The organism is Natronomonas sp., from assembly GCF_028274965.1.
GTDB lineage: Archaea > Halobacteriota > Halobacteria > Halobacteriales > Haloarculaceae > Natronomonas.
On the sequence record NZ_JAQCNO010000059.1, the window covers coordinates 24,316 to 38,574 of the forward strand.

General features: G+C 69.0%; 15 protein-coding genes and 1 tRNA gene. 6 read left to right on the forward strand and 10 right to left on the reverse strand.

Annotation, left to right across the window (positions count from 1 at the left end; translation table 11 throughout):
• Positions 1 to 45 precede the first annotated feature (45 nt).
• The 3 genes from aspS (at position 46) to Q0916_RS09575 (ending at position 3,430) form a co-directional block, all read left to right on the forward strand.
• Positions 46 to 1,350 carry an aspartate--tRNA(Asn) ligase gene (aspS, locus tag Q0916_RS09565; protein WP_299236956.1) on the forward strand — a complete coding sequence of 435 codons (1,305 nt, stop codon included), beginning with the start codon at positions 46 to 48 and terminating at the stop codon, positions 1,348 to 1,350.
• A gap of 310 nt (positions 1,351 to 1,660) precedes the next feature.
• Positions 1,661 to 2,269 carry a hypothetical protein gene (locus Q0916_RS09570; protein WP_299236958.1) on the forward strand — a complete coding sequence of 203 codons (609 nt, stop codon included), beginning with the start codon at positions 1,661 to 1,663 and terminating at the stop codon, positions 2,267 to 2,269.
• 96 nt (positions 2,270 to 2,365) lie between these two features.
• Positions 2,366 to 3,430, forward strand: coding sequence for an ArsA family ATPase (locus Q0916_RS09575; RefSeq protein WP_299236960.1), 1,065 nt, complete (start codon positions 2,366 to 2,368; stop codon positions 3,428 to 3,430).
• Here Q0916_RS09575 and Q0916_RS09580 read toward each other — a convergent pair.
• Both Q0916_RS09580 and Q0916_RS09585 read right to left on the reverse strand, forming a co-directional pair.
• Positions 3,427 to 4,752 (reverse strand): glycerate kinase type-2 family protein, encoded by a 1,326-nt coding sequence (locus Q0916_RS09580; protein WP_299236961.1) that lies wholly within the window; start codon positions 4,750 to 4,752, stop codon positions 3,427 to 3,429. The two genes, Q0916_RS09575 and Q0916_RS09580, sit on opposite strands and share 4 nt — an antisense overlap.
• Positions 4,749 to 5,576 (reverse strand): SDR family oxidoreductase, encoded by an 828-nt coding sequence (locus Q0916_RS09585; protein WP_299236964.1) that lies wholly within the window; start codon positions 5,574 to 5,576, stop codon positions 4,749 to 4,751. The genes Q0916_RS09580 and Q0916_RS09585 overlap by 4 nt, the downstream gene beginning before the upstream one ends.
• An 88-nt stretch (positions 5,577 to 5,664) precedes the next feature.
• On the opposite strand from Q0916_RS09585, the gene Q0916_RS09590 reads away from it, so the two are divergent.
• Positions 5,665 to 6,339 carry an HAD family hydrolase gene (locus tag Q0916_RS09590; RefSeq protein WP_299236966.1) on the forward strand — a complete coding sequence of 225 codons (675 nt, stop codon included), beginning with the start codon at positions 5,665 to 5,667 and terminating at the stop codon, positions 6,337 to 6,339.
• Between the two features lie 40 nt (positions 6,340 to 6,379).
• Here Q0916_RS09590 and Q0916_RS09595 read toward each other — a convergent pair whose 3' ends face one another.
• The 6 genes from Q0916_RS09595 to Q0916_RS09620 form a co-directional block, all read right to left on the reverse strand.
• On the reverse strand, positions 6,380 to 7,126 hold the full coding sequence (locus Q0916_RS09595) for an endonuclease V (protein WP_299236968.1): 747 nt from the start codon (positions 7,124 to 7,126) through the stop codon (positions 6,380 to 6,382).
• A complete protein-coding gene (locus Q0916_RS09600) occupies positions 7,127 to 8,056 on the reverse strand; it encodes a rhomboid family intramembrane serine protease (RefSeq protein ID WP_299236970.1) in 930 nt (309 codons plus the stop codon).
• 116 nt (positions 8,057 to 8,172) lie between these two features.
• Positions 8,173 to 8,253 (reverse strand) — tRNA-Ser (locus Q0916_RS09605).
• A 73-nt stretch (positions 8,254 to 8,326) separates the two neighbouring features.
• Entirely contained in the window at positions 8,327 to 8,527 is a 201-nt protein-coding gene (locus Q0916_RS09610) for a hypothetical protein (protein ID WP_299236972.1), read from the reverse strand.
• Positions 8,524 to 8,907 carry a Rid family detoxifying hydrolase gene (locus Q0916_RS09615; RefSeq protein ID WP_299236974.1) on the reverse strand — a complete coding sequence of 128 codons (384 nt, stop codon included), beginning with the start codon at positions 8,905 to 8,907 and terminating at the stop codon, positions 8,524 to 8,526. The genes Q0916_RS09610 and Q0916_RS09615 overlap by 4 nt, the downstream gene beginning before the upstream one ends.
• Positions 8,908 to 9,001: 94 nt before the next feature.
• Positions 9,002 to 9,589 carry a hypothetical protein gene (locus Q0916_RS09620; protein WP_299236975.1) on the reverse strand — a complete coding sequence of 196 codons (588 nt, stop codon included), beginning with the start codon at positions 9,587 to 9,589 and terminating at the stop codon, positions 9,002 to 9,004.
• 85 nt (positions 9,590 to 9,674) lie between these two features.
• Between Q0916_RS09620 and Q0916_RS09625 the strand changes: the two genes are divergently transcribed.
• The gene (locus tag Q0916_RS09625; RefSeq protein ID WP_299236977.1) at positions 9,675 to 10,442 is read left to right on the forward strand and encodes an SDR family NAD(P)-dependent oxidoreductase; all 768 of its coding nucleotides are present in this window, start codon (positions 9,675 to 9,677) and stop codon (positions 10,440 to 10,442) included.
• Positions 10,443 to 10,508: 66 nt separating this feature from the next.
• Positions 10,509 to 11,111 (forward strand): DUF192 domain-containing protein, encoded by a 603-nt coding sequence (locus tag Q0916_RS09630; RefSeq protein WP_299236979.1) that lies wholly within the window; start codon positions 10,509 to 10,511, stop codon positions 11,109 to 11,111.
• Positions 11,112 to 11,276: 165 nt separating this feature from the next.
• On the opposite strand, the gene Q0916_RS09635 is transcribed toward Q0916_RS09630, so the two are convergent.
• On the reverse strand, positions 11,277 to 12,815 hold the full coding sequence (locus Q0916_RS09635) for a TrkH family potassium uptake protein (RefSeq protein WP_299236981.1): 1,539 nt from the start codon (positions 12,813 to 12,815) through the stop codon (positions 11,277 to 11,279).
• A gap of 193 nt (positions 12,816 to 13,008) precedes the next feature.
• Positions 13,009 to 14,259, reverse strand: a 1,251-nt coding sequence (locus tag Q0916_RS09640) for a PQQ-binding-like beta-propeller repeat protein (RefSeq protein WP_299236982.1), incomplete at its 5' end; no start/stop codon positions are given.

Sequence of the window (14,259 nt, forward strand, 5' to 3'; positions counted from 1 at the left end):
GCGCCGTTTCCCCGTATTTAAGTCCGCCCGACGAGAACCCGACGTATGGACGATCGAACGTACACGGCAGACGCGGCGCCGGGCGGGACCGTCACCGTCGCCGGCTGGGTTCACGAGATCCGCGACCTCGGGGGGATCGCATTCGTTATCCTGCGCGATACGACCGGACGCATCCAGGTCAAATTCGAAAAAGAGGAGATGGACGACGACCTCGTCGAGACCGGTCTCGGCCTCTCGCGCGAGTCCGTCGTGTCGGTGACGGGCGACGTCGAGGAGGAACCACGCGCGCCGACCGGCGTCGAGATCACCCCCGAGTCCGTCGAGGTGCTGTCGGCGGCCGACACGGAACTCCCACTGGATCCGACCGGGAAGGTCGACGCCGAGTTGCCGACGCGGCTCGACAACCGGACGCTCGATCTCCGGCGCGAGGCGGGACAGGCGATCTTCTCGATCCGCGGCGAGATCCTCCGGGCGGTCCGGGAGGCGTTCCGGGAGGCGAACGCGACGGAGATCAACACCTCGAAGATCGTCGCGACCGGCACCGAGGGCGGAACGGAGCTGTTCCCGATCACGTACTTCGGCCGGGAGGCGTTCATGAACCAGAGCCCACAGCTGTTCAAGCAGCTCGCGGCGGGGTCGAACCTCGAGCGGGTCTTCGAGACCGGGCCGATCTTCCGGGCCGAGGAGCACAACACGCCTCGGCACCTCAACGAGGCTACCTCGATCGACTTCGAGGGGGCCTTCTGCGACGACGACGACGCGATGGAGATCTGTGAGTCGATCGTGGTCGCCGCCTACGAGGGCGTCGCCGAGAACTGCGCCGACGAGCTCGAGGCGCTCGGGATCGACGAGGAGTTTACGGTCCCGGAGAGGCCGTTCCCGCGGCTCAGCTACGAGGAGACGATCGAGCGGATCAACGCCCTCGGCGTGTTGGACGACCAGCTCGTGTGGGGCGACGACCTGCCGACGGAGGGCGAAACGGCGCTGGGCGCGGACGTCGGGCGGCACTACTTCATCACCGACTGGCCGGCCGAGGTCAAGCCCTTTTATATCATGGACCACGACGACGACGAGGCGCTGTCGACGGGGTTCGACCTGATGCACCCCCGGATGGAACTCGTCTCCGGCGGCCAGCGCGAACACCGCTACGAGAAGCTCATCGAGGGCCTCGAGGCGCAGGGGCTCGACCCGGAGGCCTTCGAGTACTACACCCGGGCGTTCAGGTACGGGATGCCGCCCCACGCCGGGTGGGCCATCGGCGGCGAGCGGCTCATCATGACGATGCTGGAGCTCGACAACATCCGCGAGGCGGTGTTGTTCCCGCGGGACCGACAGCGTCTGAGCCCCTGAGAGGGCTCCGGGACCGAGCCGACCGTCCGCCGGACGACGAAAGCGAGGGGGCGGGGCGGGCACGGACACCGCGATTTTCGCGTTCTGTACGCCGATCAGGGCTACCTCCAGGCCGCCTTCGAGCACCCAAAACCGGGCGAGCCGCATCGATCAGAGGCGACCGAACGCCACGGAGCGGCCGGTCGATGCCGGGGCGTCCTCGGTGTTCGCTGTCCGGTGTGCACTTTCCGTGGCACTCGATGTAGCTCAATGGTATCAGACGGTTTTCAGCGACAATTTTATATACCCGTAGCGCGTTTGTTTAGTTACAATGAGCGAATACAGTTCGCCGGTTACGATGATGTTCGAGTTCCAGCGCAACGCGATCCAGGGGGCCCACGAGGCCGTCGAGAACAGCGTCGAGATGCAGAAGAACGCGAGCGAGACGTTCGTCGGCAACTTCGATCCCGCCCGCGACGTCTCCGAGCAGAGCACGAGCCTCGTCCGAACCGGCGTCGACACGTACTTCGACGCGGTCGAGTCCGCCGTCCCCGGCGGCAGCGGCCTCGACGAGGTCCGCACGATGCTGCACGACGGCCTCGACACCGTCGAGGAGAGCCAACTCGACGCGATCGACCAACTCGAGGCGAACGTCCGCGAGGGGACGGAATCGAGCGAGGAGCTTCTCGACGAGTTCCTCGCCGCCCTCGACGAGCAGGTCACGACGCTGCTCGAGACCCACGAGGACCTCGAGGCCCAGACCGTCGAGGGGCTCGAACAGATCGAGGAGGCCCTCGACGAGCTCCAAGGCGAGTTCGAGGCCCGCAGCGAGGAGATGCAGGGGCAGTTCGAATCCCAGGCCGAGGCCATCCAGGAACAGCTCGAGGACATGACCGAGAGCATGCAGGACGCCGCCGACACCGCCGACCTCACGGCCTGATCGCGGGCGCCGCGCGGAGCTTCTGTTCTGTTTTCTGTTTCGCTTTCGGCGACCGGGGACCGACGGGTACACAAGCCGCCGCTCCCGAACCCCGGTATGAGCGAACTCACCGTCGAGGCGGTCGAATCGATCGAGGAGGGCGACCTCCCGGTCGGCGTCGACGCCCCGGAGTACGTACTCTACGGCGGGAAAGGCGGCGTCGGGAAGACGACCTGCGCCGCCGCGACCGCGATCGCGAGCGCCCGCGGCGGCATCTCGACGCTCGTCGTCTCGACCGACCCGGCGCACTCGCTTTCGGACGCGCTCGGGACGGACATCCCGGCCGAGCCGACGCGCATCCGGGAGGACGACCCGCTTTTCGCCGTCGAGATCGACCCCGAGGCCGCGGGCGTCGACGTCGGTGGGCCGTTCGCGCCGTCGGACGGCGCGGGAACGGAAACGGCGTGGGACGACGCAGACGCCGGCGCTGGCGGGATGGGCGCGCTTTTCGGCGGCGGCGGCGCGAACCCGCTTGCCGGCGCGATGCCCGGGGCCGACGAGGCGGCCGCGATGCAGTTGCTCCTCGAACACCTCGACGATCCGCGGTTCGACCGCGTCGTCGTCGATACGGCCCCGACCGGTCACACGCTCCGCCTGCTCGAGTTGCCCGAGGCGATGGACTCGATGCTCGGACGGCTGCTCTCGTTCAAAGAGCGGCTCTCGGGGATGACAGAGGGGCTCGGCGGGCTCATCGGCGAGGGCACAGAGGAGGGGACGGCGGGACTGCGGGAGCTCTCGGCGCGGATCGAGCGGCTCCGGGCGGCGCTCGAGGACCCCGATCGGACCGACTTCCGCGTCGTCATGATCCCCGAAGAGATGAGCGTGACCGAAAGCGAGCGGCTCGTCGATCGCCTGGAGTCGTTCGGGATCCCCGTCCGGACGGTCGTCGTCAACCGCGTCAGCGAGGACCTCACCGCCGCCGCGGGGCTCGACGAGGAGTGGTTCGTCGCCCCCGACACCGAGCACTGCGAGTTCTGTCGCCGGCGCTGGGAGGTACAGCGGAACGCCCTCGAGCGGGCCCAAACGCTGTTCCGGGGGCGGGCGGTCAAGCGGGTGCCGCTGTTCGCCGAGGCGGTCAGAGGCGAGGCGATGCTCGGCGTCGTCGCGAGCTGTCTGGACTAAGCGCCGTCGGCGTCCGGCGCCGGAACGACGAGCACCCGGAGGTCGTTGACGTTCGTTCCGGTCGCCCCGGTCCGCAGGAGTCCGCCGGCGCGGTTCAAAAAGCCGTGGCTGTCGTTGTCCTCGAGCGCCGCGCGGGCGGCCGCCGCGTCGTCGATCGCGGCCCCATCGAGCAGCGCGCCGGCGGCGTCGGTGCTCCCGTCGTGGCCGTCGGTGTCGACGGCCCCGAGAACGACCCGATCGGGGGCGGCCGCCGCGGCGGCGAGGACGAACTCCTGGTTCGGACCGCCATCGCCCGAGCCGCTCACCCTGACTGTCGTTTCGCCCCCCGAGAGGACGACCGCGGGCGGCTCTATCGGGTCGCCGCGGTCGGCCGACTCCGCCGCGATCGCGGCGTGAAACCGCCCCGACTCCGCCGCGTCGCCCTCGATCCGCGCCGAGAGGACACAGGCCCCGTAGCCGCGCTCGGTCGCCGTCCGGCGGGCGGCGTCGATCGCGTCGCGACCGGAGGCGACGACGTGGTTGTCGACCCCTGAGACGGCGGGGTCGCGGGGGTCGACGCGCCGCAGGTGCGCCCGAACCGGCGCCGCCTCGACGCCGTAGCGATCGAGGACGCCGAGGGCGGCGGCGGGGTCCGTGGCCGTCGGTACCGTCGGGCCGCTCGCGATGACGGCCGGGGCGTCACCGACGACGTCGCTGACGAGGACCCCGACGACGGTCCCCGGGGCCGCCGTGGCGGCGAGGCCGCCGCCTTTGATCTCCGAGCAGGCCCGCCGGACGGTGTTCGTCTCGTCGATCGGCGCGCCGGCGGACAGCAGACCGTCGGTGACCGCCCGGACGTCGCCGGCGGAGAGGTCGCCGGCGGGGGCACAAAGCAGCGCGCTGCCGCCGCCGGCGACCGTCGCGAGGACGAGCGTCCGTTCGTCCGCCGCGGCGGCGGCCTCGAGGACGGCCCGGGCACCCGCAACGCTTCCCGCCCCCGGCGTCGGGTGTTCGCCCTCGCGGACGGTTACCCGATCCGTGTCCGCGGACGCCGTTCGTTCGTTCGTGACGACGACGCCGCCGGTGATCCGATCGCCCAAGAGCGTCTCGAGGGCCGCGGCCAGTTCGTCTGCGGCCTTTCCGCCGCCGAGCACCCGGACCGAGTCGTACGCCGAGAGGTCGTACTCGGCGTCCCGGACCGAGAGCGTCTCGCCGTCGAGGGCGCAGTGTCGTTCGACGGCCCGGGCGGGGTTTGCGGCCTCGATCCCGGCGGCGAGACACGACAGCGCGAGGTCGTGGGCGGGCGTCGCCGCTAGCCGGTCGCGGTCGGCGAAGGCGCTCACGTGCTGAACCGCCGGATGGCCTCGAAGATCCGGTCTTCGATCCGGTCCGGGAGGTACCTCGCGTACGCGAGCAGTTGCGCCGCGCGCCCGACGACGTACCGCGGTTCGGGGTCGGGGGTGACGGCGGCCTCGAGGATCGCCTCGGCGACGGCCGCCGGGTGGACGGCGATCGGGCTGTCGGCGCCCAAGAGCGCCGCGTCCGTCTGGAACTCATAGAGGTCCGCGTAGGCGTCGGTCCGATCGAGGCGACCGAGTTCGTCCTCGACGCGGTCCCGGAAGTCCGTCTGAACCGGGCCGGGCTGGACGACGCTGACGTCGATCCCGAAGGCCTCGAGTTCGCGCCGCAGCGAGTCGCTGTACCCCTCGATGGCGTGTTTCGACGCCGAGTACGCGCCCATCCCCGGCGGGGCGATCCGCCCGGCCAGCGAGGAGACGTTGACGATCGTCCCGTCGCCCCGCTCGCGCATATGCGGCAGCGCCGCCCGGACGAGCCGGTGGGGGCCGAACACGTTGACGTCGAACTGCGCCTCGAAGCGGTCGTCGTCGACGTCCTCCAGGGGGCCGTGTTGGCCGTAGCCGGCGTTGTTGACGACGGCGTCGATGCGGCCGTCCGTCTCGACGACGCGATCGATCACGCGGGTCACGTCCTCCGGATCGCGGACGTCGAGGGTGCCGATCTCACAGCCGGCCTCGCCGAGCGTTTCGATGTCGGCGGGGTTCCGCGCCGTCGCGTAGACGCGCCACTCATCGTCCAAGAACGCGTACGCGGCCGCCCGGCCGATGCCGGACGAACAGCCACTGATGACGACCGTCCGAGTGCTCATGGTGGCCCATCGCGGTCGCGGTAGTTAGTGGTGTCCGTCTGCGGGCGATGCCGACAGGATGAATGTGCCGTCGGTCGAAGCGACGCCGATGGCTGATCGGGAGTACGACGGCCTGCTCTTGGACCACGACGGCGTCGTCGTGACGATCGAATCGGAGTCGACACTGCGGGACGCCGCGCGGGCAGCGTTCGCCGACGTGGGCGTCTCCGAGCCCCGACCGGAGGACGTCGACACCGTCTCGATCGACGTGTCTATCGCGGCGTTGAACGCCGTCGCCGACCGCTACGGCGTCGCCCCCGGGCGGCTCTGGCGGCGCCGCGAGGACCGGATCGAGGCGTCGCTCCGGGCGGCGGTCGAAAGCGGACGCAAAACCCCCTACGACGACGTATCACGCCTCGAGGTAGTCGACGTTCCTCTCGGGGTCGCGAGCAACAACCAGGCCCGGATCGTCGAGTTCGTGCTGCGGAGCCACGGGCTCAGAGAGCACTTCGAAACGGTGCGGGCGAGGCCGCCGACCGTAGAGAGCCTGCGCCGAAAGAAGCCCGAGCCGACGTATCTCGAGGCGGCGGCGACCGATCTCGGCTGCGAGAACCCCCTCTATGTCGGCGACAGCGAAAGCGATGTCGTCGCGGGACGGCGGGCGGGGATCGACACCGTCTTTCTCCGCCGGTCGCACAACGCCGCCCGCCGGCTGGACGCCGAACCGACCGCCGAGGTCGGCGGTCTCGGCGAGGTCGTCAGGATGTTGCGTCGGTCCGACTGATCCGTCCGACACGGATAAAAAACGGGTCGCGGCCGCCCGGTCACTCGGAGCGCTCCGAGCGGACCGTCTCGGCGTGTCTGTCGGCCAGCCGCGTCGGGCGCGGGAGCTTGTACTCGCCGCCGCAGGCGATCAGACACGCGAGCGCCGTCTCGGCCGACAGCCGGTGGCCGGGCGAGACGTAGACCGGGTTGATCCGCGTCGAGTCGGGGTACTGGCGGCTCTGGTAGGCGTGACCGACGACCGTCCCCGCCGGGGCCGTCATCGACTCGTCCGCCTCGATGGGGACCCGATCGCCGGCCGCGAGTTCGTCCGTCGGCGCCGCCGGACGGCCACAGAGGAGGCTCTTTGCGACCCCGAGGGCGGGCGTATCGAAGCAGACGCCGACGTGCGTTGCGATGCCGGCCTCGCGGTAGTGGATCCGCCCGCTGCCGTCGAAGACGAGCAGATCCGGGTCGGTCTCGAGGGATTCGAGCGCCGGGACGATCGGCGGGCCCTCCCGAAACGAGAGGAGCCCCGGCACGTACGGCATCCGCAGTGGGGCGGTGGCGCTCGCGCGCTCGACGACCTCCCCGGCCCGGAGAACGACGACGGCCGACACCGCCCGGTCGTCGAGGAAGGCCTGATCGACGCCGGCGACGAGCGACTCCCCGCGCCGGATCGATCCGGGCGTGATCCCGGCGGCGTCCTCGAAGCGGGCCGCCGCCGCGAGTGCCCGCTGTGTCGCTTTCAGTTCCTCGTGGGCGTCGGCGGGATCGTCGGGCCGGAACCGCGGTTCCGCGACCCGCATCTACGGGAACCGGCCGGGGCCGCCCGGACCGCCCGGACCGCCGCGACCGGGGCCGAGGTTCAGGCGCTTCGGGCCGCGGGTGATCCGATCTTTGATCCGGTTGCCGTACCACAGTCCGATCACTAAGCCGACGAGGTGTGCAAAGTGCGCGACGCCGTCGAGGATCCCGCCGTTGGAGACGAACGCGAAGATCGAAAACGCCGCAAAAAGCACCGTCAGCGTCCGGATCGACATCGGGATCACGAAGAAGACGAGCACCCGCAACTCGGGGGAGGTGATCGCCAACACGCCCATGATCGCCATGATCGCGCCCGACGCGCCGAGGACGGCGACCGCCTCGTTGGTCAGCAGGCCGACGCCGACCTGTCCGAGACCGGCGACGACGCCGCTTGCGAGAAACAGCGCCGCGAACTTCTTCGAGCCGACCTGTCGCTCGACGATCGGGCCGAAGAAGTACAGCGCGATGCCGTTGAAAAGCAGGTGCGCCGCGCTGCCGTGCGAGAAGACAGAAACGAGCCACGTCCAGACGTACTCCGGGTTCGCCGTGCTGAGCGTGAATATCGCGCGCCACGCGGTCCGATCGAGCGCGAGTAACGCGACGTTCTGGAGCGCGAAGACGACGACGGCGACGGCGAGAAACAGATACGAGAGGTTGTTCCTGAAATACGAGACGGGGCCGCCGGGGCCGAAGACGCCCGTCAGGCGCTCGAAGAGGCCCCTCGAGCCCCCGAGCGACGCCCCGGCCGAGTCGTCGCTGTCGATGGAGGCGTCGAAGCCGCTGTCGAAGACCCCCTCGGGGTCGTTCCAGTCCCGCAGGCTCGGGCAGTCGTGGTTCTCCGGGAGCCGGTGGTCCCCGCAGTAGGTGCCGCCGCAGTGCTGACAGTTGTACGGCATGTTCTCGTCGCTGCCACACGCGTCGCACTTCGCCATTACCGCCCGTAGTCGGCCCGCGAGCAAAATCGTTGGGATGTCCGGGTCCGAGACAGCCGTATCGGAGGCGTCGAGGTCGGCCGGCCGCATCGCTGTTGGTTCGGTACTCGGAGAGACGCCGGGACAGGGATTTGAACCCTGGATCCCTGAGGGAACACGCTTTCCAGGCGTGCGCCTTACCACTCGGCCATCCCGGCTCGTAGGGACCTACCGCAGTCGGGTGGTTAAAAGCTTCGCGTTGGGCGCCGGGAACGCTCTCGTCCCCGCTGATCACCGGGCGAACAGCCCGAGTCGGCGCTCGGCGTAGCGGCTGAGAAGCGTCGAGGCTGCGAAGACGGCCGCGGCCACGCCCGCGATCGGCCCGACGCCGAGAAACGCGCCGCCCGAAAGGAGGTAGGCGCCGTAGCCGACGAGAAACGAGAGGGTCCCGACCGCGCCCCAAAGCAGCGCCGAGCGCCGCCGCGGCCTCACGACGTCGTCGCGACCGCTTCGATCTCGACGGCCATCCCGAGCGGGAGTCCGCCCGCCTGGACGGCCGATCGGGCCGGCGGATCGGACTCGAAGTACCCCGCGTACACCTCGTTCATCGCCTCGAAGTCGTCGATATCCGCCAGGTAGACCGTCGTCTTGAGCACGTCATCGAGGCTCGATCCGGCGGCCTCAAGGACCGCCTCGAGGTTCTCGAGGGCGCGTTCGGTCTGGACCTCGATCGGCTCCGAGGAGAGCGCCTCTCCCGCCGGCGTCAGCGCGATCTGTCCGGCGGTGAAGACGAGATCGCCGTCTGTCGTCGCCTGGCTGTACGCGCCCGCCGCGGGCGGGGCGTCGTCGGTGTGGACGGTCTCTTTGCTCATGCGTCTCAGAGGGGCGCGCGCACGGATATAGGTTTACTCCGTCGGCTCGCGGAGGGTCCGAAACCAGCTCCGGGCGGCCTCCGGGTACGACGACTCACCCGAGAAACGAGTACCCCTCGTCGGCGTCCGCCGCCGCGTCCCGTTCGGCCCGGGCGGCGTTGCGAACGTCGGTGACGAACGCATCGACCTCCGCGATGGCGTCCTCGACGTCGCCGGTGAAGGCGACGACCTCGTCGGTGCGGAGTTCGACGGCGTCGTCGTCGACGTCGCCCGGAAGCACCTCGTCGATCCCCCGGACGACGCCCTCCGGGACGGGATCCGAAAACGGGAACGCGACTTCGGGCCCGTCCTCGCGGCGCTCTATCGTCTCGTCGAACGGCAACCGGACGTCGGCGAGGGCGTCCATGAGTTCGGCCTCGAGGTCTGCGAGTTCCGCCTCAATCGCCTCGATCTCCTCGTGGAGTTCGTCGATCTCCCCGAGTTGACCGCCGCCGTCGCCGGCCCCCGCCTCGGAAAAGAGCGACCGGGCCCGCTCTTCGACGTCGGGGGAGTCGGCTCCGAACACGTCCGAGCGGAGCGCCGAGAGCGCCTCGTGTTTGTCCCGGAGTTGCTGTTTCTTCTCGTAGTACGTCGCCGCCGTCTCGGACAGGTCGGAGATCATCTTCGTGTTCCCCTCTGTCATCCAAGGACTCAACTTTTGCTCCGCCCGCGCCGGGCGGTGGGGCCGACGATAACAAACTTAACGCCGCGCCGCGAGAGGGGACACGATGACACTCGATGCCTTCGGCCTGGACGGATCGGTGGCGCTTGTGACCGGCGGAAGCCGGGGGATCGGAGAGGCGATCGCCGTCGCGATGGCCGACGCCGGCGCGTCCGTCGTCCCCGTGGCCCGCTCGGAGGACGCGCTCGAAGAGACCGTCGAGCGGATCGAGACAAACGGCGGGTCAGCGGTCCCCTGTACCGTCGACGTGACCTCGGAGCGAGACGTCGAGGCGGCGTTCGACGCCGCCGAGGAGGCGTTCGGCGGCGTGGACGTCCTCGTGAACAACGCCGGCACGAACCCGTTTTTCGGGGACGCAACGGAACTGGACACCGAGACGTGGCGGAGGATCATGGACGTGAACGCCACGGGGACGTTCCGGTGCTCGCGGGAGTTCGCGACCCGCGTCGCCGACCGCGACGGGACCGGATCAATCGTCAACATCGCCAGCGTCGGCGGGGTGGTCGGGCTGCCCGCGCAAGCCCCCTACACCGCCTCAAAACACGCCATCGTCGGGATGACGAAGACGCTCGCGGTCGATTGGGCCCCGGAGATCCGCGTGAACGCGCTCGCGCCGGGCTACGTCGTGACCGAGTTCACCGAGGGCGTCCGCGAAAACGAGACGATCCGATCCGAGCTGCTGGACTCGATCCCGACCGATCGCTTCGCGGACCCCGAGGAGATCGCCGAGCCGGCGGTGTATCTCGCGAGCGACGCGGCCTCCTACGTGACCGGCGAGGTCCACGTCGCAGACGGCGGCATGGCCGCGAAGTGACGGCGGCGACGCCGCGTCGGCCGTCGGGGCCGAAACGCATACACGCGTCTCGCCCGATCGTCGGGTATGCGACGGCGACGGCTGCTGGCCGCGGCGGGGTGTTGTGTCGGCCTCTCCGCCGCGGGGTGTACCGGGGACGGACCGACGGCGGACGCAGAGAGCGCGGACCGAGACGACGCCGAGAGCCCGCAGGAACCGACGGAGGGGTCCGACGAGGGAGGGGCCGAGGATGCCTCCGAGGAGGACCTCGCGCCCGCGTGGCCGTCGGGGTCGTACGCCGGCTACGACACGACGCGGGTGTCGGTCGAGACGGCCGAGGGCGAGGCGCTCGGGACCCTCGAGGCGGCGGTGGCGCGGACGCCCGACGAGAAGTACCTCGGGCTCAGCGACGCCGAGTCCCTGCCTGAGAACGCCGGGATGCTGTTCGTGTACGCCGCCTCCGATAGGCGGAGTTTCGTCATGCGCCGGATGGACTTCGGGATCGACATCGTCTACGCCGACGGGGACGGCGTCATCTCGACGATCCATCACGCCCCGGCACCGGGACCCGAGGAGGACGGCAACGACCAGGTGTACCCCGGGGAGGGCCGGTACGTCCTCGAGGTCCCCTACGACTGGACGACAGACCGCGGGGTCACAACCGGGGACGTCCTCGCCTTGGAGGTGTGAGCGCCGTCGGCGACCGCTCCGCGAGTCCGCACCACTCGGGGACGGTTCGCCGTACGCTGTGACGCGCCGTATCGGGGGACGAAAGCGGAGACGGGACCGGGAACTGAGACAGGGACGGGAAAAACGAAAACGAAAACGAAAACGAAAACGACGACCGGACCCCGGCTAGTTGTTGCTGTCCACCGCGGAGATGAACACCGCCAACACCGGGACGATCTCCAGTCGACCGATCCACATCAGAAAGATCATCAGTAGCTTCGAGACGTCCGAAAAGAACCGATAATCACCGAACGGGCCCAGCCGACCGAACCCCGGTCCGATGTTCCCGATCGTCGCCAGCGAGGCGCTGATCGCCTCGAGCGTCGACAGTTGAATGCCGATCCGGGCGGTGTCCAGAGAGATGAACACCGCCGCGAAGCCGAACAGGAGGACGTACAGCATCGTAAAGACCATGATGCCGCGGATCGCGCCCTCGTCGACGACGCTGCCGCTGAGCCGGACCGGCTTGACCGCGTCGGGGTGGGCCGCGGTGAAGAGTTCGCGCCGGATCGTCTTCAGTACGACCAGCCACCGGACGATCTTGACGCCGCCGCCGGTCGATCCGGCGGACCCGCCGACGAACATCACGAACAGGAGGAAGATCTGCGCGTGAGAGTCCCACTGGGCGAAGTTCGACGTCGCGTACCCGGTGGAGTTCATGAGCGACCCGATCTGGAACGCGGCCTGTCTGAGCGTGTTCTCCGTGAGCCCGTCGGTCGCCCCGCCCAACTCCATGGTCGGGGCCGCGCCGCCGATCAAAAGAAGCGACAGACCAGCCGTCAGCACGGCGATCGCGCCCGCATAAAACCGAAACTCCGTGTTCCCGAGCATGATCTCCGCTTCGCCCTTGAGGACGTGCCAAAACAGCGCGAAGTTGACGCCGGCGATGATCATAAACGGGATGACGACCCACTGGACGACGGCCGAAAAGGCGGCGATGCTGTTCGCCTGCGGGGAGAACCCGCCGGTCGGCAGCGTCGTGAACCCGTGTGCGACGGCGTTAAACAGGTTCATCTTCGGCGCGAACCCGAGCCAGTGGAGCCCGTAGAGCAGACAGATGTAAAACAGCGTGAAACCGAAGTAGATCAACCAGAGGACGCGCGCGGTTTCGGCGATCTTCGGGGTGAGCTTCTGGAGGTCCGGCCCCGGCGCCTCCGAGGCCATCAGTTGGGCCCCGTTGACGGCGACCTCGGGCAGAATGGCGATCATCAGCACGATGATGCCCATCCCGCCCAGCCACTGGGTGAGCTGTCGCCACATCAGCAGGGCGTGGGAGTGTCGCTGTAGGCTGATCTCCTCCATGACCGTCGCGCCCGTCGTCGTGAAGCCGCTCATCGATTCGAACAGCGCGTTGACCGGGTCGGCGAGCGCCGAGGCGGTGCCGTATCCGGCCAGGAGATAGGGGATCGTCCCGACCACGCCCGCCATGAGCCACGCCAGGGAGACGAAAAGGAGCGCCTCGCGGGGGCCGAGGTCCGGTTCGGTGTCGATCTGTTCGAGCGCGAGGCCGGCCGCGGTGACGATCGCGATCGAGAGAGCGAAGACCCAGATGTCCTCGCTGTAGACGATGGCGACGAAAAGCGGGATGAGCATCGTGGCGGCGAGATACTTGAGCCCCGTGCCGAGAAGCGCGACGCTCGCTTTCCAGTCCACGCGCCATACCATGGCGTTGGAGAGCCGCGTACGGAGTATCAAACTGTCGGAACGAACGTCGGGGGCCGGTGAGATCGTCGAGGCTGCCGGCGTTTTCCAGCCCGAGACTGCTCGGAGCGGCACCTGTACGATCGAACCGGGGCCCCGGGTCCGACCGTTTCGACGGGCCGAACACGAGGGGTTCGTGGCTCCCTCTCGGCGGCGGTTACTCTCCGGTGAGTGCGTACACGCTGTTGTCGGCGCTTCCGACGTAGACGGTCCCATCGACGACCGCCGGCGACGAGTACACGCGATCCCCGGTCTGGAACGCCCACCGTTCGGTGCCGTCGGCGGTCGAGATCGCGTTCACGTTGCCGTTGGCGCCCCCGATATAGACGGTGTCTCCGGCGACCGCCGGCAACCCGTCCAAGGGGCGCTCAGTCTGGAAGGTCCGTTGTTCGGTGCCGTCTTCGGCCGAGATCGCGTGGAGGGTTCCGAAGGGGCCCCCAGCGTAGACGGTCCCGTCGACGACCGCCGGCGACGGGCGCATACCGGCCCCGGTCGTTACGTCGGACGCCCACCGTTCGGTGCCGTCGTCGGCCGAGATCGCGCGTATGCTGCTGTTGTCTCTGATGTAGACGGTGTCGTCGACGGCCACCGGCGACGACGAACCCAGGCTCAGTTCGGTCTGAAATGCCCATTGTTCGGTGCCGTCGGCGGCCGAGACCGCATACAGGTTCCTGTCGGCGCTTCCGATGTAGACGGTCCCGTCAGCGACTGCCGGCGACGACCACTGCACGAGGTCTTCGGTATCGAACGTCCACTGTTCGGTGCCGTCTTCGGCCGACAGCGCGTACAGACTACCGTCCTCGCTCCCGACGTAGACGGTCCCGTCGACGACTGTTGGGGACGAAACTACACTCCGTTGGGCCTGGAACGTCCACTGTTCGGTGCCGTCTTCGGCCGACAACGCGTACACGCTGTTGTCGAGGCTTCCGACGTAGACGGTTCCGTCGACGACTGTCGGTGACGAACCTACCCCGCCCTCGGTCTGGAAGGCCCACTGTTCGGTGCCGTCGTCGGCCGAGATCGCGTACACGTTGTTATCGGCGCTGCCGACGTAGACGGTCCCCTCAACGACCGCCGGCGAGGAAAGCACCACGTCGTCGGTCTGAAACGCCCATCGTTCGCTGATCGGCGCCTGCGGGCCGGTCGCGTCCGGGTTCGCCCCCGTGTTTGCGGCGTCGTATTGGAACGTAGGGACCCCGCCGTCGCCGGACGCGTCTTGTCCGTCAGATGTCGTTTCCCCGTCAGCGGACGTCTCTCCGCCGGATGTCGCGTTGTCGTTCGGCGTCGCGTTCCCGTCGGAGGAGCCTCCCTCAAGCGAACTGCAGCCGGCGATACCACCGACACCGGCCGTACCGAGCAGGCACAGCCAGCGCCGTCTCGTCCACGTTGACATGTACCACAACACGGG